The sequence below is a fragment of the Bradyrhizobium sp. SZCCHNS3016 genome, assembly GCF_032484535.1.
In the GTDB taxonomy this organism is placed as follows: domain Bacteria; phylum Pseudomonadota; class Alphaproteobacteria; order Rhizobiales; family Xanthobacteraceae; genus Bradyrhizobium.
The window spans coordinates 131,879-153,512 of record NZ_JAUETE010000016.1; the positions used below are offsets into that span (position 1 = coordinate 131,879).

Below are 21,634 nucleotides of genomic sequence, written 5' to 3' on the forward strand. Positions count from 1 at the left end.
TTCTCCTGTCCGGCTCAGGCCGTCTTAGACGGCGTACAGCAGGAGCAGCGCGATCAGCAGCGAGAAGATGCCGAGCGCTTCGGTCACCGCGAAGCCGAAAATCAGGTTGCCGAACTGGCCCTGGGCAGCCGACGGATTGCGCAGAGCGGCCGACAGATAGTTGCCGAAGATGATGCCGATGCCGGCACCCGCGCCACCCATGCCGATGCAGGCAATGCCCGCGCCAATGTACTTCGCTGCAACCGGATCCATGAAACGAACTCCTTTGAGGGGTTTGGTAGAGAGGGCCGGATCAGTGGCCCGGATGGATAGCATCGTTGAGATAGATGCAGGTGAGGATCGTGAAGACGTAGGCCTGGAGGAACGCGACCATCAGCTCAAGGCCGGTCAGCGCGACCGTGAGGCCGAGCGGCAGCAACGCGCCAACCTTGCCGACGAAGCCGAGCGCGCCGAGCATGGTCACGAAGCTCGCGAACACCTTCAGCGTGACGTGGCCGGCCAGCATGTTGGCGAACAGACGGACGCTGTGCGAGATCGGGCGGGAGAAGAAGGAGATGATTTCGATCACGACCACCAGCGGCAGGATCACCGCGGGGATGCCGGACGGCACGAACAGCTTAAAGAACTTCAGGCCGTTCTTGTAGAAGCCGTAGATGATGACCGTCAGGAACACCAAGAGCGCCAGCGAGAAGGTGACGATGATGTGGCTGGAGACGGTGAAGGTGTAGGGGATGATGCCGACGATGTTCGAGACGAAGATGAACATGAACAACGAGAACACCAGCGGGAAGAACGTCATGCCGTGCGAGCCGGCGCTGGTTCTGATGGTGTTGGCGACGAATTCGTAGGACAGCTCGACCACCGACTGGAACCGGCCCGGCACGAGCGCTCGCCCGGCGGCCATCATCATGACGGCGATCAGCACGACCGCGAGCAGCATATACGCGGACGAGTTGGTGAAGGTGATCTCCTGATTGCCGATGTGGCCGATCGTGAAGATCTTGTTGAGATGGAATTGGTGGATCGGATCGATCATCCGCGTGGCGTCTCAGTTGTTCACCGGCCACGCCGGCGCTTTGCAATTCACTCGACGATCTTCCGCGCTGATCTCACTGGCGGGGCCTGTCGGGAGCTATGCCTGCGGATCTCACCACGTTCAACACGCCGGCGGCAAAGCCGAGCAGGAAAAACACGATGAATCCGAAGGGCGATGTCGACAGCAAGCGGTCGAAGCCCCAGCCAAGCAACGCGCCGACGAGGACACCGGCGATCAACTCGGACGACAGTCGCAGGCCACGCGCCATGGCCGAAGCCCGGGCTGCAGTGTCACCGCTGCCGTTTCCAGGTTGATCAGCCCCGATCTTTCGGCCGTCGCGAATTTCGGACAACCGTTGGTCGAGACTTCCGAGCCTTGCGGAAAGCGCAACCTCATCGGGCGACTTGTCGCGATCCTTGTGTCCGCTGCTCTCGTTCGTGTCATCCGCCATGTGCCATCCGCCACGTGTGGAGACCCGACCCGGTGCCGCGAGTTTCAGGAATTAGCGCCCCATCGCCCTTTAAAGCCGGGCGGACCATACTGACCGCATCCCCCCAAGTCAAGATTGCGTGTTGAACTGTTAGATGCCTGAATTTACACGTTTTCTCGGCTTTTTCGTCAGATCGGTCGCGCGTGTCACCGCGCCGCATCAACAGTGTTGTGTGCGGCTGCGATCTTGCACCCGTCAGGACCCTCTGATCAGCTCTCGCTGAGCTCCAGCCAACACGGGAACCCTCATGGCGCGCCAGATCGACTACTATTTCTCGCTGCAGTCGCCATGGGCCTATATCGGCCACCGGCTGTTCCGCGACATCGCCGCGAGCCACGGCGCGACCGTCAACCTCAAGCCGGTCATGCTGGTGGACCTTTTCGCCGAGACCGGCGGGCTTCCACTGGCCAGGCGCCATCCGGCGCGGCAGCGCTATCGCATCGTCGAGTTGAAGCGGTGGCGCGACAAGCGCGGTCTTGATTTCCACATCCAGCCGAACAACTGGCCCTTCAACGCCCGGCTCGCCGACGGCGTCGTCGTCGCGGCGCAGCAGGCCGGCCTCGATCCGGAGCCCTATCTGCAGCGCGCCTTCCCGGCGATCTGGGAGCAGCAGCTTAATCTTGCGGATGCCGAGGTGATCGCGGGCTTGGCCGATGCAGCCGGACTGCCGGGCCGCGATCTCGTGACGCAGGCGGCGACGGACGTGGTCGGGGCCGCCTACGAGCAGAACCGGCAGGACGCGATCGCGGCCGACGTGTTCGGCTCGCCGGCCTATGTGCTGGACGGCGAGATCTTCTGGGGGCAGGACCGGCTCGAGCTGCTGGCGGACGCGTTGAAATCCGGTCGCTCCGCCTATACGTCCGAAACATAGGTGCGGCCTGTGGCAGGGGATCGCACCTGGGGCAACGTCATGGCCGCGACACAATGTCGGCGTGCATGGCGGCGGTTGCGAATGCGCCTGGGAGAGCCAGCCATGAGTCTCACGAAGCCCTACCGGCCGCCCCTCCTCGCGCTGTTGGCGTTGAGCTGCCTCGGCGGAGAGGCGTTTGCGGTCGAGGACACCGCGCCTGACGGCGACAAGGGACGCTACACGATGTCGACGACATCGGATGGCGTGATCCGGCTCGATACGAGGACCGGTGCGGTCTCGATGTGCAACAACAGCGGTGGGTCGGGCTTCGCCTGTTACACGGTGCCCGATGAGCGCGCCGCGCTGGATGCCGAGATCGGCCGTCTGCAGGCGGAGAATGAAAAGCTCAAGGGCCAGCTCGCGTCGCGCGACCAGAGCATCTCCGGCAAGATCGATGAGCCGCTGCCGAAAGATCAGGCGCTGCCCAAATCCGATCAGTTGAAGAAAGCCGAACCCAAGACGGGGGACAGGCCCGGTGAATCGAAATCCTCCGATGGAACGCGCAAGCTCGAGATCCCGCTGCCCAGCGACCAGGACATGGATCGCATGATGGGGTTCCTCGAACAGGCTTGGCGCCGGCTGCTCGACATGGCGACGCGGGTGCAGAAGGACGTCTCGGGCAGGATCTGAGACCGCTTCGAGGAGGCTGAACGCATGCCAGCCAGATCGATGTCGCGCAGCGCGCCCTCGGCGAGCGTCATCAATACGATCGTAACCTCGACTCTGACCGTACAGACTTCGGGCCGCGGCTTCACCGATCTCACGCGCGAGGTCGAGGCGTTCCTGCGTGAAGTATCCGCCAGGGAAGGCGCGGTGACCTTGTTCATTCGCCACACCTCGGCGTCGCTGATGATCCAGGAGAATGCCGATCCCACCGTGCTGCACGATCTCGCCACGGCGCTGGCGCGGCTGGCGCCGGAGAATGCCGGTTGGGTGCACGACACCGAGGGGCCCGACGACATGCCGGCGCACGTCAAGACCATGTTGAGCGCGGTCTCGCAGCAGGTGCCGGTGCAGGACGGCCGCATGATGCTCGGCACATGGCAGGCGCTCTATCTGATCGAGCATCGCGCGCGTCCGCATCGGCGCGAGGTGGTGTTGCAGTTCATCGGCGCGGCCTGAGGCCATAAAAGAGAAAATCCCTGGCGCAAAAAGCGGAACGGCCGCGGAGTGATCCGCGGCCGTTCGTCGTTGGAAGCAGATGCAAGCGGGGTGCCGCTCGCCTCGTGATCAATCGGCCTGGATGTCGACGTCCTTGGTCTCCGGCAGGAAGATGAAGCCGACGACCGCGGTGATCACGGCGAACGTGATCGGGTACCACAGGCCGGCATAGATATCGCCGGTCGAAGCCACGATTGCGAAGGCGGTGGCGGGCAGCAGGCCGCCGAACCAGCCGTTGCCGATGTGGTAGGGCAGCGACATCGAGGTGTAGCGGATCTTGGTCGGGAACAGCTCGACCAGCATCGCCGCGATCGGGCCGTAGACCATGGTGACGAAGATCACCAGGATCAGCAGCAGGCCGATGATCGCCGCGACCTGCGGACGGAAGATGTCGAACGGATGCGCCATCTTCACGATCGCCGGGTTGCCGGCCTTCGGATAGCCGGCCTCGCCGATCGCCGCCGTCAGCGCCGGGTTGCTGGTCTTGGCGTCGGTGTAGGGCACTTCCTTGCCGTTGAAGGTAACCTTCACGCCGGAGCCGGCCGGACCGTACACGGTCGAGTACTTGACCGAGGACTGGGCCAGGAAGGCGCGGGCGGTGTCGCAAGGCGCGGTGAAGACACGGGTGCCGACCGGGTTGAACAGGTCGCCGCAGCCGGCGGGATCGGCCACCACTTCCACCTTCGTCGCCTCGATCGCCTTCTCCAGCGCCGGGTTGGCGTTGGTGGTGATCATCTTGAAGATCGGGAAGAAGGTCAGCGCCGCGATGAGGCAGCCGCCCATGATGATCGGCTTGCGGCCGATCTTGTCGGACAGCATGCCGAACACGACGAAGAAGCCGGTGCCGAGCAGCAGCGACCAGGCGATCAGCAGGTTGGCGGTGTAGCCGTCGACCTTCAGGATCGATTGCAGGAAGAACAGCGCGTAGAACTGGCCAGTATACCAGACCACGCCCTGGCCCATGGTGGCGCCGATCAGGGCCAGCAGCACGATCTTGGCGTTGCCCCAGTTCGCGAACGCTTCCGTCAGCGGCGCCTTCGAGCTCTTGCCCTCGTCCTTCATCTTCTGGAACACGGGCGACTCGTTGAGGCGCAGACGGATCCAGACGGAGACGCCGAGCAGCAGCACGGACACCAGGAACGGAACGCGCCAGCCCCATTTGGCGAAGTCGGCCTCGCCGATGATGGTGCGGGTGAACAGGATGACCAGCAGCGACAGGAACAGGCCCATCGTCGCCGTGGTCTGGATGAAGGAGGTGTAGTAGCCGCGCTTGCCCATCGGCGCATGCTCGGCGACGTAGGTGGCCGCACCGCCATACTCACCGCCGAGCGCGAGGCCCTGCAGCAGGCGCAGACCGATCAGGATCACCGGTGCTGCGAAGCCGATGGTCTCGGCGTTCGGCAGGATGCCGACGATGAAGGTCGACAGACCCATGATCAGGATCGTGACCAGGAAGGTGTATTTGCGGCCGACGATGTCGCCGATGCGGCCGAACACGATGGCGCCGAACGGGCGAACCAGGAAGCCGGCGGCGAAGGCCAGCAGCGCGAAGATGTCGCGGGTGGCCGGCGGGTAGGCGCTGAAGAACTGCGCGCCGATGATCGAGGCCAGCGATCCGTAGAGATAGAAGTCGTACCACTCGAACACGGTGCCGAGAGAGGAAGCCAGAATGACGAAGCGTTCGTCCTTCGTCATGCCTCCCGATCTCGCTTGTGTGGCTACCATTGTCGACATCGGCATTCGCTCCCCATGATTGTTGTGATGATGGCTTTCGCCTCCGCATGCCGGACTTGGACGGCGCAGGTCGCGGAGACCTTGGCCTTCAGTAACATTGCAGTGAAACCCGCCCCAATACGACTTTCGGCTCTGCCCTCTGCGGCGCGCGGGAAAGATGGGGACATTGCGGCGGATCAAGTTCGGTGAGCGGCCGTCGCGTTACCGATGTTGCGTTGCACAAGGTTCGGATTAACCGCCTTCCCTGCAAGTGGAATTGGACGCTTGCATGCAACCGGTGGCCGGGCGAGTATTTCCGGAAAACCGGGCGCGTGCAGTTGCAGCATGTCGTCGGTCTCGCAAGGTCAAGTCTGGATTCATGGCGGCTGCCAGCACCCATCTCGTCATTGCCGATGATCACCCGCTGTTCCGCAACGCTTTGCGGCAGGCGGTTGCGAGCGTGCTCGCGGAGGCCGTGGTCGACGAGGCCGGTTCGTTCGAGGACCTCACCGCACTGCTGGAAAAGGATTCCGAGGTCGATCTCGTACTTCTCGACCTCACCATGCCCGGCATCTCCGGCTTCTCGGGCCTGATCTATCTGCGCGCGCAATATCCGGCGATCCCGGTGGTCATCGTGTCGGCGAGCGACGACGGCGCGACGATCCGCCGCTCGCTCGATTTCGGCGCGTCCGGCTTCATCCCGAAACGGTTCGGCGTCGATACGCTGCGTGATGCCATCAAGAAGGTGATGGACGGCGACGTCTGGGTGCCGCCCGACACCGACCTCGCCGCCGGGGCCGATCCGGAGATGACGAAGCTGCGCGACCGGCTGGTCACCTTGACCCCGCAACAGGTGCGTGTGCTGATGATGCTGTCGCAGGGCCTCCTCAACAAGCAGATCGCCTACGAGCTCGGCGTCTCCGAGGCGACCATCAAGGCGCATGTCTCGGCCATCCTGCAGAAGCTCGGTGTCGAGAGCCGGACCCAGGCCGTGATCGCCGCCGCGAAGATCGCGGGCAGCGCCTGGCGGCAGGATACGCCGACGGGGAAGTAGGCGACGGGAAAATCTGGATGAGTCGTCATTCCGGGATGGTCCGAAGGACCAGGCCCGGGATCTCGAGATTCCGGGTTCGGCTCTGCGAGCCGCCCCGGAATGACGATACCCCGCAACTGTCTGCCGGAGGCGCGACTGGCCGGCGCTTGATGCCGCCTTGCAGTGTATGTGGACAGCGTCCATTCCGCACGCCTTCTGCTTCACTCGCGACACACCTTCACGGCCTCGCGGCGCACAGCGCGTCCGAGCTTTGCCAATCATCGGCCCTCTTGAAGATAGAGGGCGCAGGGAAGGCCGGGCGCTGGCCGCGCCCGTGGCCCGCCTGCAGAAAAAAAGCAGGCGGCAGTCACCACAGGTCTGGCCGAAACACCCGGCCTTCCCTGCGCGATGGCTTTAACGGCTGCTCCGCGCTCTCCTCGGGGACCGGCTTTCTTGCCCCCGTCATCCGCAACACCGTCGTCACGGATTTGGCATCAGCAACGGGATGCCAGGACCACACGGCTTGACCGTGCGCGCCGGATCGTTCGTCGGCATGCCAAAGCACGCTGCGACCCGACGCGCCCACCGCATCCCGCGCCCCACGTTCGTGACGATCGCGAAGCGCCCCTCATGGCGGGCACGGGATGGTGCGACTCGTAGCATGATTTCTGGAAAAAAGAAATAAGAATCTTGGTGTGCTTGATCGAACCGGCAGCTCCGCTGGCCAGCGGGAATCTGCTATCTCCCGGCCTATGAACCGAACTCGCACCTGGATCGACACGGCCGGCGGTCCCCACCTGCTGATCCCGGAGGAGCAACTGCCACATTGGCGAGGCATCGAGGGATGGCGCAATCACGAAGACCCGGAGGACCAAAGTGACTATGCGCGTGCATGTAGGGTGACGAACTGGTTGGGATTGATCGTCTGCGGCGATGGATCCGCTGTTGTGTTGTCGGGCGATGTGGGTGACGTGGCATGGTACGCGGATGACCAGGACGACCGAGGTTTTCTCGTTCAATGGATCGGCGTGGACGACGAGGGACTGATCGATCTTGCATTGCGGATGCCACAATTGCGAGACGGTCTCTGCGGTTCAGACGCTGAGTGGATTCAATTTGAGACCGGTACGTCCGGGGTCATGTGGCTGATCGATGCAGCCGATCGAGGCGATGATCTTCGTGGCAATTTTCTGATCCTGGCGTTACGGCCAGGAAGATATCTCGCGAGAGCCGCTGACTGCGAGTCTCCCGGGCTCGCGATTGTCGTCCGAGAGATTCGCTGGATCAGCCAATTGACTCCGCTGTAGGACGCGGGCGGCGGCTGGCGGCCCCGAGTAGGTGCCGCTCCAGCATGACCCCAAGTGACGAAGATGGTGTGTTTGGTAGAGTGTTGGCCATTCCGACCGCTGCGGGTAGAGGTCCCTCCGGACCGCGCCGCACAGCGCGGCACTAGCCGGCCTGCGTCCGAACTCCTGCGCGGGTCGGCAGCTTCTTCGCGGCATCGCCAACTTCCAGCTGCGCTGGCCGTAATTCGTAGATCTTCTGCAAGTTGAGCCAGAAATCGGGGCTATTTCCAAACCAATGGCCGAGGCGCAAAGCAGTGTCGGCCGTGATGCCACGCTGCCCATTCATGATCGCGGTGATCCGGTTAACTGGTACGTCAAGCTGACGCGATAACTCTGCGGCTGACATCCCGAGCTCATCGAGTTCTTCAGCGAGATGAACGCCCGGATGAAGGGGGGTGCGTGCCACGACGTGTCTCCTAGTGATAGTCGGCAATCTCGACATTGACCGAACCGGGCGAGCCAGGCGGCCATTCGAAGCATATCCGCCATCGATCATTGATGCGGATGCTGAACTGGCCCTGCCGATCGCCCTCGAGCGATTCAAGCCGGTTGCCGGGCAGGGCGGCAAGATCCTTCAAGCTCGTAGCGGCTTCAAGTCGATCGAGTCGTATCTCCGCCTGCCGGACGAAGCCGGAGAATTCCCGAACAACTTCGCCATTGGCAAAGCGCGCGGTCCCTTTGCCCCGATCACCGACGATCATGGCAGCAACCTAACAGAATTACGATATACGCAAAGCATAAAGGTCATGCCAAAACGTGCCGTTGGCGTCAACTCCGACTACTGCGAATGCCGATCTGCAGTGTCCTAAGGCTGACTGCTCCGCCGCCACCATCTGCTGGATGCGCCACTGCCTGAGCAGGGCGCGGAGCGAGGCGGCTTCAGCGGCTTGTTGAGCACCGCGCGACTTGCAGCCCGTTCGCCGATCCGAGAGATGGACCTGAAAGCGCGACGGGCTCGCGCATCACGAGAACATCGGTTTCTCCGTCCGTTGATCCATCTCAACGAGGTCGCGGCCGAGGTTGCTATCAAGCTTCGGCTTGTATCCCATCACTGGGCAATGCAGCTTTCAGAATGTGTGATGACTGATGGCCAACAGGATGTCGTGATCTGTTCGACCGTGCGTACTGCCATCTGCACGGAGGGCGGCACGTTAGGTGAGGCCCGTTAGGAGATCTGCCCGCGGTTGATCCCGGCGCCGTGGTCGTCCGTGCGACCTGCTTGCGCTTGAGCCGATGAATTGAGCCCTTCCTCGCGAAGATCCTCCTTCGCGAAGGTCGTCCTCGCGAGAATTTCAACCGCTTGGGCGCGCATGTTTTCCGCTGCTTCGGACGCGTTGAGCCGATGAACCATCTTGAACGAACCATCTTGAGCGCAACGCTCATCGCGCATCCCGGCGACCGGCAGACCGTCGCATGACCGCTCCCTCCGTAGGACAGCCAATGATGCTCCCGTTTCGCGCGCTGATCTCCCCAACCTCGTATCTGTTTTTTACCGGAAAGGGCGGCGTCGGTAAGACCTCGCTTGCGTGCGCCACGGCCGTTGGCCTCGCCGATCGCGGAATGCGCGTTCTCATCGTCAGCACCGATCCTGCGTCGAACCTCGACGAGATGCTCGAAGTCAATTTGAGCGACCGGCCTACGCCGGTGCCAAACGTGACCGGACTTTCGGCGATGAATATCGATCCCGAGGCTGCTGCCGAGAGTTATCGCACCAGAGTGCTCGAACAACTCGGACCGGAGACCACCGCCGGCGAGCGATCGACCGTGCGCGAGCAGCTCTCCGGCGCCTGCACCACCGAAATCGCCGCCTTCGACGAATTCGTGGGACTGCTGGACGGCGATGTGGCGGGGTTCGATCACATCATATTCGATACCGCCCCGACCGGCCACACGCTGCGGCTCCTTAGCCTGCCAAAGGCGTGGACGGGCTTTCTCAAGGACAATGATCGGGGTGCGTCCTGCCTCGGGCCGCATTCAGGCTTGAAGATGCAGGAAGATCGCTTTCGCAAGGCGCTCCAGGCCCTGGGCGATTCCAAGCGGACGACGATCATCCTCGTTACCCGCGCCGACCACGGCGCAATCCGCGAGGCGGCCAGGACATCGAGCGAACTCGATGCGCTCAATCTCTCCAACCAGCTCCTCGTGGTGAACGGGCGCTTCCACGCGACCGACCCGACCGACGTCGTCGCGGTTGCCCTCGAGCGCGATCAGGACGAGGCGTTGGCCGCCATGCCGCCGTCGCTCACGAAACTGCCGCGAGACGAAATCCCGTTGCTTGGCTTCGACGTCGTCGGCCTCACGCCTCTGAGGGCGCTCTTGTCACCGTCCAATCAGCCGTCAGTCGCATCCGCCAAGCCGAGCGACGAACCGGTTGACCTCCCTGGCCTAGACCGGTTGGTCGATGACATTGCGCAGGGTGGGCACGGCCTCATCATGGTCATGGGCAAGGGGGGCGTCGGAAAGACGACGATTGCGGCCGCCGTTGCGGTGGGGTTGGCCAAGCGGGGCCATGCCGTCCACCTCAGCACGACCGATCCCGCAACTCACGTCGCTTTCGTCGTCGATGGCGTTATGCCGGGCCTGACGGTCGATCGGATCGACCCCAGAGTCGAGACGGAGCGGTATGTCGCGAAAATATTGGCGAGCCGAAGCCGGGACCTCGACGAACAAGGCAAGGCTCTTCTGCTCGAAGACCTCGCTTCACCTTGTACCGAGGAAGTCGCTGTGTTCCACGCCTTCTCGCACGTCGTTGCGCAGGCACGGAGCGCCTTCGTGGTGCTCGATACGGCGCCGACGGGCCACACACTCCTTCTGCTGGACGCGACCGGCGCCTATCATCGCCAGATGACGAGCCAGCTTGCGCCGACCGCTGCGGGACGCATCGTTACCCCGCTGATGAGACTCCGAGATCCGAGCCACACAAAGGTGATCCTGGTGACGCTGCCGGAGACGACGCCGGTTTCCGAGGCCGCCTCCCTTCAGGACGACTTGCGGCGTGCCGGCATCGAACCATACGGCTGGGTCATCAATAAGAGCCTCGCCGTCTCGGAAACCCGCGATCCTCTGCTGCGGCTTCGGCGAGATAAAGAGCGGACACAGATAGCTCGCGTTCAGAACGGGCTCGCAAAACGCGCTTTCATCATCGGATGGCGAAACAAGCCGCCCGTCGGCGTGGGAGAGCTTCGGACTCTGTCATGAACGTTGCCTCGCGGCATCCAATGATGTCCGTTGGGGACCCGGAGCCGCCACCACGCGACCTTCGGGTTTCAAATTGACCGGGTGCCGGTCCAACCGAGCGAAATCCATATGCGATAGCCCAGCCCAAAAGGCGAAGCTCGCGGCCGCGTCTACACGACTACTCCGCCGCCACCATCTGCTGGATGCGCCACTGCCCGAGCAGCGCGCGCAGCGAGGCTGGCTTGAGCGGCTTGTTGAGCACGGCGATGTTGTCGTCGCGGGCGGCGGCGCGGACGTGGGGGCTGCGGTCGGCGGTGATCAGGATCGCGGGCAGCGCCTCATTGAAGCGGCGGCGGATGTCGCGGATGGCGGCGATGCCGTTGCCGCGGTCGAGATGATAGTCGACGAGCAGGCCGGTGACGGCGCCGTCGCGTGCCGCGATCGCCTCCACCGCGGACTCCGGATCAGGGACGGCGATCACCTCGGCGTCCCACGCCGTCAGCAGGGTCTTCATGCCGTCGAGGATCGCGGGATCGTTCTCGATGCAGACGATCAGGGCGCCCGCGATCGGCGTCGTTGCCAGCGGGGTCGCGGTGGTGACGGCGGCGGTGTGGTTGATCGCCTTCGCGATCGGCACCGTCACTGAGAACACCGAGCCGCGGCCGGGCCGCGAGGCCAGCGCAATGCCGTGATTGAGCACACGCGCGATGCGCTCGACGATCGACAGCCCCAAGCCGAGGCCGCGCGCGATCCGCGCGCCCTGCTCGAGGCGGTGGAATTCCTTGAAGATCTCGCCGCGCTTGACCGGGGGGATGCCGACGCCGGTGTCGTAGACGCCGATCTGCAGCGACTGGCCGTGGCGGCGGCAGCCGACCAGCACGCGCCCCTTGGGCGTGTACTTGATGGCGTTGGAGATGAAGTTCTGCAGCAGCCGGCGCAGCAGCAGGCGGTCGGATTCGACCGGCAGCGACGACGGCACGAACGCCAGCTCCAGACCCTTGGCGCGCGCGGCCGGCGCGAACTCGATCTCCAGCGAGCGCATCAGGTCGGCCATCTTGAAGCTCGAGATCGAGGGCGTCATCGCGCCGGCGTCGAGCCGGGAGATGTCGAGCAACGCGCCGAGAATCTCCTCGATCGCCTCGAGCGAGTCGTCGATGTTCTCGACCAGGCGCGAATCCTCGCCCGCCGTCTGCCGCTCGACCAGGCTCGTCACGTAGAGCCGCGCCGCGTTCAGCGGTTGCAGAATGTCGTGGCTGGCGGCGGCGAGGAAGCGCGTCTTGGAGATGTTGGCGTCCTCGGCGGCGCTCTTGGCCAGCGCGAGCTCCGAGTTCAGCCTTGTCAGCTCCTCGGTGCGGTCGCGCACGCGCTTCTCCAAGGTCGCATTGGCGCGCTCCAGCGCTTCGGCGGCCTCGAACGAGGGCGTCACGTCGGTAAAGGTGATGACGAGGCCGCCATCCGGCATGCGGTTGGTGCGGACCTCGATCACCATGTGGCGGTCGGCGAGGCGTTCCAGATAAGGCTCGCCCTCGGTGGTGTAGGCGGCGAGTCGGCGCGCCAGCAGCGCCTCGCTGTCCTCATAGGTCGGCGCGCCGATCGTGCCCATGAATTCGAGGATTTCCTTCAGCGGGCTGCCGATCTGCACCAGATCCGGCGGCAGCCCGAGCAGGTCGACGAACTGGCCGTTGGAGCAGATCAGTTGCAGGTCGGCGTCGAACACCGCGATGCCCTGGCGCACATGGTTGAGCGCGGTCTGCAGGATCTCGCGGTTGAAATGCAGCGCGGCGTGGGAATCGTCGAGCAGCTTCAAGGCGGCCTTGGCCGACACCGTGCGCTTGCGCAACAGCAGCGACATCACGAGGCGCGACGACGCCGCGCCAATCGAGGAGGCGATCAGGTGCTCGGCATGGCGCAGCAGCTCGAAATCGGCCGGTGCGGCCGGATCGAGCGGGAGGTTGCGCTGGGCGGCGAACGCCTCGAACGAGGCGCGGGCGCGGTCGGGACCGAGATATTGGCCGACCGTGCTCTGGATGTCCTGCACCGTCACGGTCGAGCGCCAGCGCCGGAAGCTCGGCGCACTCGGCGTCAGCTCGGCCGGTACGAAGATGTCGGCCTGCAAGAGCTCGATCGACGACGGCTGCCGCGCCAGCGACAGCACGATGTAGGTCAAGAGATTGAGCGACAGGCTCCACAGCACGCCATGCAGCAGCGGCGGCAGATCGGTGCCGAGCAGCGCCTGCGGCCTGAGTGCCTCCAGCCCGAACGGGCCGTGCTGGAGAAACAGGATGCCCGCGGTCGAGGTGTCCAGGAAGCTCGGGATGAAGAGCGTGTAGAGCCAGACGGCGAAGCCGACCAGCATGCCGCCCATGGCGCCGCGCGCGGTCGCGCGCCGCCAGAACAGACCGCCGAAGAAGCTCGGCGCGAGCTGGGCGATGGCGGCGAACGACAGCAGACCGATCGCGGCGAGCTGGGTGTTGCCGAGCGCGCGATAGTAGAAATAGGCCATCACCATGATGGCGAAGATCGCGATGCGGCGGGTGCCGAGCAGGAAGCCCGCGAAGTCGCGGCCGATCTCGCGCTGCTCCTGACGCTGCAGCACCAGCGGCACGACGATGTCGTTGCACACCATGATCGACAGCGCCACGCATTCGACGATCACCATCGCGGTCGCCGCCGACAATCCGCCGACGAAGACGAGGATCGACAGCCATTGCGAATTGGCCTCGATCGGCAACGCCAGCACATACATGTCGCTGTCGACGGCGCCGAACGGGAAGGTGACGAGGCCGGCGAGCGCGATCGGAATCACGAACAGATTGATCGCGACCAGATAGAGCGGGAACAGCCAGCGCGCGCGCGACACCTCGGCGTCGTCGGCGTTCTCGACCACGCTGACATGGAACTGGCGCGGCAGCAGCATCGCGGCGCAGAACGACAGCAGGGTCATGGTGAGGAAATTGCCGATGCCCGGCACATATTCCAGCGCGCGCTCGGCCTCCGGCGATTTCATCGCACGCTCGATCAGCTCGACCGGCGAGAACATCCAGAAGGTGACGAAGGCGCCGGCGGCGATGAAGGCGACGAGCTTGATGATCGACTCGGTCGCGACCGCCAGCATCAGGCCGTGCTGGTGCTCGGTGGCGTCGGTCTGCCGCGTGCCGAACAGCACCGCGAAGACGGCCATCGCGAGCGTGACCATCAGCGCCATGTCGCCGACGATCGGGATGTGGGCGAAGGCGCGGTCGTCGATCAGGATGGTCTGCAGCGAGGAGGCGACGGCCTTGAGCTGCAGCGCGATGTAGGGCACCGAGCCGATGATCGCGATCAGCGCCACCGTTGCTGCGACCGCCTGGCTCTTGCCGTAGCGGGCGCCGATCAGGTCGGCCACGGACGTGATGTTCTGCGACTTGGCGAGCTGGATCACCCGGCGCAGCAGCGGCGTGCAGGCGCCGACCATCAGGATCGGCCCGAGATAGATCGCGAGGAAGTCGACGCTGGTGCGCGAGGCGAAGCCGACCGAGCCGAAGAAGGTCCAGGAGGTGCAGTAGATCGCCAGCGACAGCGGGTAGATCAGCCCAGCCAGCCGGCCACGGCTCTCCGCCGGCCGCCGCTCTCCGGCCCGGTTGCCGCGGCTGGCGACCAGGAACAGGAAGCCGATGTAGCCGAACGCGGCTGCGATCACGCCCCAGTCATGCAGCATGGCCTTCGCGAACTCCTCGATCACTGCGCCCTGTGAATTGGCTGCGAACTTAGCGCTTTGCGAGAGGCGGGGCGATAGGGATGTGGCGGGGGACGCAGGGAACGAGGAGGCGTCGTTAAGGGCGGGCGCTTCGGCTACGTCGGCGGTGTCAGGCGGATAGTCGGCTTCAAGGTGATGAGAGTCGATCTCTCAAGGCGCGGCCGGTCGGCTCCCCTCCCCCTTGCGGGGAGGGGTTGGGGGTCTCCGGGCGCCGAAGGTAGTTGGCGTGCGCCTCGGCCCATCCGCATTTCAACTTGGCAGTCGGACTCGCCGCTCCATTGGGGAGCCCAAGCTCTCACGGAGAGCGGGACTCGTGGACCCCCACCCCCGACCCCTCCCCGCAAGGGGGAGGGGAGCGCACCGCGCGGTCGCGTCGACGTGTGCGGGCTCACCGGGAGAAGTCTAACAGCTACTCCGCCGCCATCGCCTTCTTGTGCAGCGAAAGGCCCAGCCGTTCCCAGACCTGCAGCAGGGCCTCGGCGAGGCGGTCGATCAGGCCGTCATCGTGATAGGGCGAGGGCGTGATGCGCAGGCGCTCGGCGCCCTTGGCGACGGTCGGGTAGTTGATCGGCTGGATGTAGATGCCGTGCTCTTCCAGCAGCAGGTCGGAGGCCTGCTTGCACTTCTCGGGATTGCCGACGAACAGCGGCACGATGTGGGTGTCGTTGGTCATCACCGGCAGGCCGGCGGCGTTGAGGATCGCCTTCACCCGAGCGGCGCGGTCCTGGTGGCGTTCGCGCTCCCAGCTCGACGATTTCAGGTGCTTGATCGCAGCCGTGGCGGCCGAGCAGATCGGCGGCGGCAGCGCGGTGGTGAAGATGAAGCCCGGCGCATAGGAGCGCACGGCATCGATGATCTCGCCCTTGGCGGCGATGTAGCCGCCGAGGCAGCCGAACGCCTTGGCGAGGGTGCCTTCGAGGATGTCGATGCGGTGCATGACGCCGTCGCGCTCGGCGATGCCGCCGCCGCGCGGGCCGTACATGCCGACCGCATGCACCTCGTCGACATAGGTCATCGCGTTGTAGCGCTCGGCGAGATCGCAGATCGCTGCCAGCGGCGCGACGTCGCCGTCCATCGAATACAGGCTCTCGCAGGCGATCAGCTTCGGCCGGTTCGGGCCGGCCGCGATCAGGAGCTCTTCGAGATGGCCGAGGTCGTTGTGGCGCCAGATCTGGCGCTCGCAGCCGGACTGGCGCACGCCCTCGATCATCGAATTGTGGTTCAGCGCGTCCGACAGGATCAGGCAGTCGGGGATCAGCTTGGCGAGCGTGGCGATGCCGGTCTGGTTGGAGACATAACCGGAGGTGAACAGCAGCGCCGCTTCCTTGCCGTGGAGGTCGGCGAGCTCGGCCTCGAGCTGTACCAGGGGATGATGGGTTCCGGCGATGTTGCGGGTGCCGCCGGCCCCGGTGCCGACGCGGGTCGCGGTCTCGACCATCGCGCCGACCACCTTCGGGTGCTGGCCCATGCCGAGATAGTCGTTGGAGCACCAGATCACGACATTGCGTGGTCCGCTCGGCGAGTGCCAGGTCGCATGCGGGAACCGGCCGGCGATGCGTTCGAGATCGGCGAAGACACGGTAGCGACGCTCATCATGCAGGCGACCGAGGGCGGCACTGAAGTACTGGCTGTAGTCCATCACGAAACCCGAACTGGCGCGCTGCAGTGCAGCATCTGAAGTGAAGACCTCGCGGCATGCGTGGCGTGAGGTCTTCTTAGAGCGTTTCCAGAGCGGCTGTCGAGCCGGAATCCCACGGCGGGAATTGGGCGATTTGTCCAAGGGAGGAGTGATCTCGGCCGAACGGCGCCCGGATTACGGCGACGCGGCGGCGGCACAGCTCCGCGGCCTCAGGTGGTGCGATAATGCAGCACGCCGTCGACATCCTGGCCGGTCAGCCGACCCTCGACCAGCATGTAGTTGACGTGGGCGATCAGCTCGCCGGCGGCAAAGCCCATCTGGTGCGGGTCGAGCACGTGCTTGTGGAACACGACCGGCACGAGCTGCGCCGAGGTCTTCGGCCCGTCGCGGCAGGCGTCCGCGATCATCCGGCAGCGCTCCTCGTGGTGGTCGGCGAGCTGCTTGATGCGCGTCTTCAGCCCGTAGAACGGCACGCCATGGCCTGGCAGCACCAGCACGTCATAGGGCAGGGTGGTGGTGAGGCTCGCCAGCGAAGCCAGATATTCGCCGAGCGAGTTCTGGTCGGGCTCGACCGCCCAGACGCTGACGTTGGGCGAGATCTTGCTCAGCACCTGGTCGGCGGACAGGAACAGCTTGTCGGCGGCGCAATACAGCATGACCTGGTCGAGCGCGTGGCCGCCGCCGGTGATGACCTTGAAGCGCCGGCTGCCGATCTGGATCTCGTCGCCATGGGAGATGCGGCGGTAGGAGGCCGGCAGCACCGAGACGCGCTGCAGATATTCCTGGCCGCGGCCGAGCAGCTTGTCGGTCAGGGTCTCGTCCATGCCGTGGCGGCGGAAGAACAGCCGCTGGGCATCGCGGCGCTCTTCGGTGCCGCGGTTCTGGTGATAGACCGACTGCAGATACTCGACCTGCGACATCACCAGCGGGCAGTTGAAGCGCTCGACGATCCAGCCGGCGAGCCCGACATGGTCGGGATGCGAATGCGTCACGATCAGCCGGCTGATCTTGACGTGTTTGAGCGGGCCATCGAGCAGTCGCGTCCAGGCGGCGATCGACTCCTCATTGCCGAAGCCGGAGTCCACCGCGACCCAGCCGTCGCCATCGGCGAGCAGATAGATGTTCACATGGTTGAGGCGGAACGGCAGCTTCAGGCGCAGCCACAGCACGCCGGGCGCGACCTCGACGACCTGGTCCTCACCGGGATGCTGCTCCCAGGGATAGCGCAGGGCTTCGGCGGAGGAGTGAACGGTGTCTGTCTTCGTCATGCCTCATCGATTAACGGCCGCTGCGGGCGAGCGCCAGCCGAAAAACACATGGCTGGACGGCATTCCGGGGTACGGAAGGTGCTTCGGGTCGCGCCAGCATGACCTGCCTCGACGCCTTCTGCTTCGCCACGCCCCCCGTCATTCCGGGGCGAGGCCGCAGGCCTCGAACCCGGAATCTCGAGATTGTCTTGCGCTCATAAGCTCGAGATTCCGGGTTCAATCGCCAATGCGTAAAGCGCATTGACGATTGCCCCGGAATGACCGGCGAGTAGCAACTACGCTGCCCTGATGTTGGTCAGGAACGAATCGACCTCGGCGCGCAAGGTGTCGGCCTCGCGGCGCAGCGCCTCCGAGGCGCTGAGCACCTCGTTGGCGGAGGTGCCGGCCTGGGCCGAGGCGCTGGAGACGCCGGTGATGTTGTTGGAGACCTCGGTGGTGCCGGAGGCCGCCTGCTGGATGTTGCGGGCGATCTCGTGCGTCGCGGTGCCCTGCTGCTCGACGGCGGCGGCGATCGCGGTGGTGACGTTGTCGATCTCGGCGATGGTCTCGCCGATGTTGCGGATCGCCGACACGGCCGACGAGGCGACCTGCTGCATGCCGGCGATCTGGGTGCGGATCTCATCGGTGGCCTTGGCGGTCTGGCTGGCGAGGCTCTTCACCTCCTGGGCGACCACGGCGAAGCCGCGGCCGGCCTCGCCGGCGCGCGCCGCCTCGATGGTGGCATTGAGCGCGAGCAGGTTGGTCTGCGAGGCGATCGCCTGGATCAGGTCGACGACGACGCTGACGCGGCTCGCATTGTCGGCAAGACCCTGCATGGTGGAGTCGGTGGCGCCGGCCTCCTCGACCGCCTTCTTGGCGATCTGGGCCGAGGTCACGACCTGGCGGCTGATCTCCGCGATCGACGACGACAACTGCTCGGTGCCGGCCGACACGGTCTGGACGTTGACCGAGGTCTCCTCGGCAGCCGCCGCGACCGCATTGACCAGCGAGTTGGACTGGTCGGCGGTCTGCGACATGCTCTGCGCGGTCGCCTGCATGGCCGTGGCGGAGTTCTGCAGCGTGCCGAGGGCGCTGCGCACCGTCGCCTCGAACGTGGCGATCTGCGCCTCCATGCGCGCGGCGCGCTCGGCCTTGGCGGCGTTCTCGCGGTCCTGATCGGCGGCCAGGGTGCGGGCACGGACCATGTTGTCGCGGAACACCTGCAGGGTGTCGACCATCGCGCCGATCTCGTCGCGCTGCTTCGAGGCCGCAATCTCGGTGTCGAGATCGCCGCTCGACAGCGTCTGCATCGCCTGCTGCAGCCGCTTGATCCGGCGCAGGATGTTGCCGCCGACATAGAGCCAGACGAACAGCACCGAGCCGAGCAGCGTGGCTGCGCCGGCACCGACCATGCCGAGCGTTGCCAGCTCGATGTCACGGCCCGCCGTGCTGGTGGCGCTTTCGGTCGACTTGCGCACGCCTTCGACGAGCTGCTGCACGCTGATGTCGAGACCGACATTGAGCTTTCGCGTCTCCTCCAGCACGGTCTGCCCGTAATCGTTGGCGTCGAGCTCCTTCTCGCGCGTCTTGAACACGCGGGCCTTGCCCTCGCCGAGTGCGGCGAGCTTCAGCGCGGCATCGTGGATTGCCTTGGTGCTGCGGCCGGTCGGCAGCAATTCGAGATTGGATTTGAGCTGCGCCACCGCCTCCTTGAACTGCCGCTCGATCGTCTCCAGCGTGTCGCTGTCGTTGGCCGAGAGCGCGGCAGCCATCTGCGCCACCAGCAGGTTGCCGGACGCGATCACGTTGCCGAGCTGCTCGACGAACCGTGCGGCTGCCGTTGCGTCGTCCGCGGACACCTCGGCTGCGACGAGCACGGCGTTGAGCTGCGTCTGGGCATCCAGCATCGGCTCGTTGGCGGCGGCAGTGAAGTCCGCCTGCGCCTTGCGCAACGCATCATACTGCTTGTTGTGTAGGGCGGCGACTTCGAGACGCTCGCGTGCGGCCGACACCAGGCTCTGATTGGCCTCGTTGATGTTCTTGATGGTCTCGGCGAGCGGCGCCACCACGCTTTTCGCGGCGCCGAGCGCGCTGATCTCGCTCAGGCGCTCCTGCGTGGTCTTCTGGATCTCCTGCATCTTCTTCAGGCGATCGTTGAGCGCGTCCTCGCTCTGGGACTGCAGCAGCGCCGGGCCGAGGCTGGCCAGGCCTGAGCTCTGCGCCAGCAGTTGCAGGCTCGAGGTGAGGCGCGGAATCTCGCGGTCCGAGAGCTCGACCATGGTGCCGCCGACGTGTCGCAGCATCAGTCCCGCAGCGACGCTGATCGCGATCGCCATGCCGGCGATCACTGCGAAGGCTGCGAACAGGCTGCCGCGGACGCCCCATCCAGGTCGCAGGACTCCGAGCACCCTGCTGAAGCTGAACCGAATCGCCATCTCTGGTGTCCCCCGATATGCACTACTTGGAGCTGTTGCTTGCAGGCAGTATCGCGGCGGGCGGTTAACAAATCCGGGAAACTACTCGGGCAGTGCTGAGTTTTCTCGCATTTTCGCATTTCACCGTGCGGCATTTAACAGGACGGAAAGGATTGTTGGGCCGCGCTTTCGATAACCTATGACAGAAAAGGCCGGCATCGCTGCCGGCCTTCCCGTCGTTTGTTGTTATTTGACGCCTGCGGATCAGTAGCGGGCCGCGAGCGGAGCGCCCCAGTTGAAGCGGTAGTTCACGCCAGCCTTGAAGGTGTGGTCGTCGGTGGTGAAGCTGCCGGTCGGGACCAGCGCGGCGGGCGCCGTGAAGGTGGCGCTGCCGAAATTGTAGTACTGATACTCGGCCTTGGCCGACCAGTTGGGCGCGAACATGTATTCGAGGCCGGCGCCGACGGTCCAGCCGTTGCGGTGGTCGCCGTTGGTTGCGAAGCCGATCGGCGTGCCGGCGAACGTCACCTTCTCGTTGTTGTCGGAATAGGCGTAGCCGCCCTTCACGTAGAGCAGGCCCGGACCCCAGGTGTAGCCGAAGCGGCCGGTGATCGAGCCGAGGCCGCGCTGGCTGTTGGTGTAGACGAGGCCGCCGGGGAAGGCGGCGCCGACGCTGCCGCTCAGCCAACTGTACTGGCCCTCGGCGCCGATCACCCAGGTCGGTGCGAACTGCCAGTCGGCGCCGACCTGCACGCCGCCCAGGAAGCGGCCGTTGGAGTTGTTGCCGGTGGCGAGGCCGGAGAAGTTGTTGTCGCTGGAGAACGCGCCGCCGAGATGGGCGCCGAGATAGAAGCCGGTCCAGTTGTAGATCGGAGCGGCATAGGCCGGCGGCGCCTTGGTGGCGTAGGGATAGGTCCGGGCGCCGAAATCGGCGGCGACAGCGGACTGGGCCGAGGCCAGCGCGGCGACTGCAACGGTTGCGAACAGGATCTTCTTCATGGCGGGGTCTCCGATACTCAACTAACAAGGCTCGCGCATCGCGCGCCGTCGATGCATCGGAGATAGATTGCTTTCGAATAAAATGCTGTCACTCGCGCAGCACACTGGCCTCCAACCCGACCTTCTGCGGGCAAAGGTTCTGGCGTAGTTAGCAATGCACTAACGAAGGCTGAACCGGGAGTTAACGCCGGGCCCCTTTGTGCCGTCGCGGCACAACCGGTTAAGGTGCGTTAAGTGCTCGATGCAAGGCCGCGACTGCGTCGCGCAGCTGCTCGCGATGAACGATGTCGTCCTTGGGCATCGAAGCGATGCCGGCGGCGAGCTCGTGAAGGATCGCGGCGAGCAGTCCAAAGTTCAGATGCATATGGATCGATTTGCGGACGTCCTCGGGGCCGGGGCGCTCCAGGGTCAATGCCAGGCCAGATGATTCGAGATGGGCTTCGAACCGCGAGGAATGCTCGAACGTGCCGGCATAGAACTTGTCGGGATATTCGAGCGCGATCTCGGCCTTGTCCGGGATGGGTTTCGACATGGTGGCTCCTGAGCGGCGATGCGCGGATGTTCGCAGATCCGCCTCCCGCCGCCTTGCGCCAGGTCATAGTGGGCGGAGCGCCTGCGTCCCCCGATCGAGACTGGCCGGACCGCATTTCTACGGGGGCGGAAATTTACCTTCCCTGAGAAAAGGTTGTGCACGCTGATCAAATTGACGACTCGATGCCGGTCGTTCCGGACG

General features: G+C 64.9%; 19 protein-coding genes. 6 read left to right on the forward strand and 13 right to left on the reverse strand.

Features of this window, described 5'->3' with window-relative positions:
* Positions 1 to 24 precede the first annotated feature (24 nt).
* The 3 genes from QW881_RS26855 to QW881_RS26865 all read right to left on the reverse strand — a co-directional run bounded on the left by QW881_RS26855 (position 25) and on the right by QW881_RS26865 (position 1,487).
* Positions 25 to 252, reverse strand: coding sequence for a F0F1 ATP synthase subunit C (locus QW881_RS26855; RefSeq protein WP_006615622.1), 228 nt, complete (start codon positions 250 to 252; stop codon positions 25 to 27).
* 40 nt (positions 253 to 292) lie between these two features.
* Positions 293 to 1,036: a F0F1 ATP synthase subunit A gene (locus tag QW881_RS26860; protein ID WP_315735910.1), complete on the reverse strand. Its 744-nt coding sequence runs from the start codon at positions 1,034 to 1,036 to the stop codon at positions 293 to 295.
* A gap of 73 nt (positions 1,037 to 1,109) precedes the next feature.
* The gene (locus QW881_RS26865) at positions 1,110 to 1,487 is read right to left on the reverse strand and encodes an AtpZ/AtpI family protein (RefSeq protein WP_315735912.1); all 378 of its coding nucleotides are present in this window, start codon (positions 1,485 to 1,487) and stop codon (positions 1,110 to 1,112) included.
* 286 nt (positions 1,488 to 1,773) lie between these two features.
* Here QW881_RS26865 and QW881_RS26870 point away from each other — a divergent pair, with 286 nt between their 5' ends.
* The 3 genes from QW881_RS26870 to QW881_RS26880 all read left to right on the forward strand — a co-directional run bounded on the left by QW881_RS26870 (position 1,774) and on the right by QW881_RS26880 (position 3,558).
* On the forward strand, positions 1,774 to 2,397 hold the full coding sequence (locus tag QW881_RS26870) for a 2-hydroxychromene-2-carboxylate isomerase (protein ID WP_316158938.1): 624 nt from the start codon (positions 1,774 to 1,776) through the stop codon (positions 2,395 to 2,397).
* 102 nt (positions 2,398 to 2,499) lie between these two features.
* The gene (locus QW881_RS26875; protein WP_315757586.1) at positions 2,500 to 3,066 is read left to right on the forward strand and encodes a hypothetical protein; all 567 of its coding nucleotides are present in this window, start codon (positions 2,500 to 2,502) and stop codon (positions 3,064 to 3,066) included.
* 24 nt (positions 3,067 to 3,090) lie between these two features.
* The gene (locus QW881_RS26880) at positions 3,091 to 3,558 is read left to right on the forward strand and encodes a secondary thiamine-phosphate synthase enzyme YjbQ (RefSeq protein WP_315757585.1); all 468 of its coding nucleotides are present in this window, start codon (positions 3,091 to 3,093) and stop codon (positions 3,556 to 3,558) included.
* A 108-nt stretch (positions 3,559 to 3,666) separates the two neighbouring features.
* Here QW881_RS26880 and QW881_RS26885 read toward each other — a convergent pair whose 3' ends face one another.
* Positions 3,667 to 5,337 (reverse strand): MFS transporter, encoded by a 1,671-nt coding sequence (locus tag QW881_RS26885; RefSeq protein WP_315757584.1) that lies wholly within the window; start codon positions 5,335 to 5,337, stop codon positions 3,667 to 3,669.
* Positions 5,338 to 5,689: 352 nt separating this feature from the next.
* On the opposite strand from QW881_RS26885, the gene QW881_RS26890 reads away from it, so the two are divergent.
* The gene (locus QW881_RS26890) at positions 5,690 to 6,364 is read left to right on the forward strand and encodes a response regulator (RefSeq protein ID WP_008961908.1); all 675 of its coding nucleotides are present in this window, start codon (positions 5,690 to 5,692) and stop codon (positions 6,362 to 6,364) included.
* 674 nt (positions 6,365 to 7,038) lie between these two features.
* Complete coding sequence (locus QW881_RS26895) at positions 7,039 to 7,650, forward strand: Imm21 family immunity protein (protein ID WP_315757583.1); 612 nt, start codon at positions 7,039 to 7,041, stop codon at positions 7,648 to 7,650.
* A gap of 142 nt (positions 7,651 to 7,792) precedes the next feature.
* Here the strand turns inward: QW881_RS26895 and QW881_RS26900 are convergent, their stop codons facing one another.
* The 3 genes from QW881_RS26900 to QW881_RS26910 form a co-directional block, all read right to left on the reverse strand.
* A complete protein-coding gene (locus tag QW881_RS26900) occupies positions 7,793 to 8,095 on the reverse strand; it encodes a HigA family addiction module antitoxin (protein ID WP_315757582.1) in 303 nt (100 codons plus the stop codon).
* Positions 8,096 to 8,105: 10 nt separating this feature from the next.
* Positions 8,106 to 8,390, reverse strand: coding sequence for a type II toxin-antitoxin system RelE/ParE family toxin (locus QW881_RS26905; protein WP_315757581.1), 285 nt, complete (start codon positions 8,388 to 8,390; stop codon positions 8,106 to 8,108).
* 464 nt (positions 8,391 to 8,854) lie between these two features.
* Positions 8,855 to 9,079, reverse strand: coding sequence for a hypothetical protein (locus QW881_RS26910; RefSeq protein ID WP_315757580.1), 225 nt, complete (start codon positions 9,077 to 9,079; stop codon positions 8,855 to 8,857).
* 53 nt (positions 9,080 to 9,132) lie between these two features.
* Between QW881_RS26910 and arsA the strand changes: the two genes are divergently transcribed.
* The gene (gene arsA / locus QW881_RS26915) at positions 9,133 to 10,887 is read left to right on the forward strand and encodes an arsenical pump-driving ATPase (protein WP_315757678.1); all 1,755 of its coding nucleotides are present in this window, start codon (positions 9,133 to 9,135) and stop codon (positions 10,885 to 10,887) included.
* 157 nt (positions 10,888 to 11,044) lie between these two features.
* Here arsA and QW881_RS26920 read toward each other — a convergent pair whose 3' ends face one another.
* The 6 genes from QW881_RS26920 to QW881_RS26945 form a co-directional block, all read right to left on the reverse strand.
* Positions 11,045 to 14,563 carry a PAS domain-containing hybrid sensor histidine kinase/response regulator gene (locus QW881_RS26920; RefSeq protein WP_315757579.1) on the reverse strand — a complete coding sequence of 1,173 codons (3,519 nt, stop codon included), beginning with the start codon at positions 14,561 to 14,563 and terminating at the stop codon, positions 11,045 to 11,047.
* Between the two features lie 448 nt (positions 14,564 to 15,011).
* Complete coding sequence (gene hemA, locus QW881_RS26925; RefSeq protein WP_315757578.1) at positions 15,012 to 16,241, reverse strand: 5-aminolevulinate synthase; 1,230 nt, start codon at positions 16,239 to 16,241, stop codon at positions 15,012 to 15,014.
* Between the two features lie 209 nt (positions 16,242 to 16,450).
* Positions 16,451 to 17,509, reverse strand: coding sequence for an MBL fold metallo-hydrolase (locus QW881_RS26930; protein ID WP_315757577.1), 1,059 nt, complete (start codon positions 17,507 to 17,509; stop codon positions 16,451 to 16,453).
* Positions 17,510 to 17,784: 275 nt separating this feature from the next.
* Positions 17,785 to 19,923: a HAMP domain-containing methyl-accepting chemotaxis protein gene (locus tag QW881_RS26935; protein WP_315757576.1), complete on the reverse strand. Its 2,139-nt coding sequence runs from the start codon at positions 19,921 to 19,923 to the stop codon at positions 17,785 to 17,787.
* Positions 19,924 to 20,166: 243 nt separating this feature from the next.
* Positions 20,167 to 20,901 (reverse strand): porin family protein, encoded by a 735-nt coding sequence (locus tag QW881_RS26940; RefSeq protein WP_315757575.1) that lies wholly within the window; start codon positions 20,899 to 20,901, stop codon positions 20,167 to 20,169.
* 220 nt (positions 20,902 to 21,121) lie between these two features.
* Complete coding sequence (locus QW881_RS26945) at positions 21,122 to 21,433, reverse strand: hypothetical protein (RefSeq protein WP_315717894.1); 312 nt, start codon at positions 21,431 to 21,433, stop codon at positions 21,122 to 21,124.
* Positions 21,434 to 21,634: the final 201 nt, after the last annotated feature.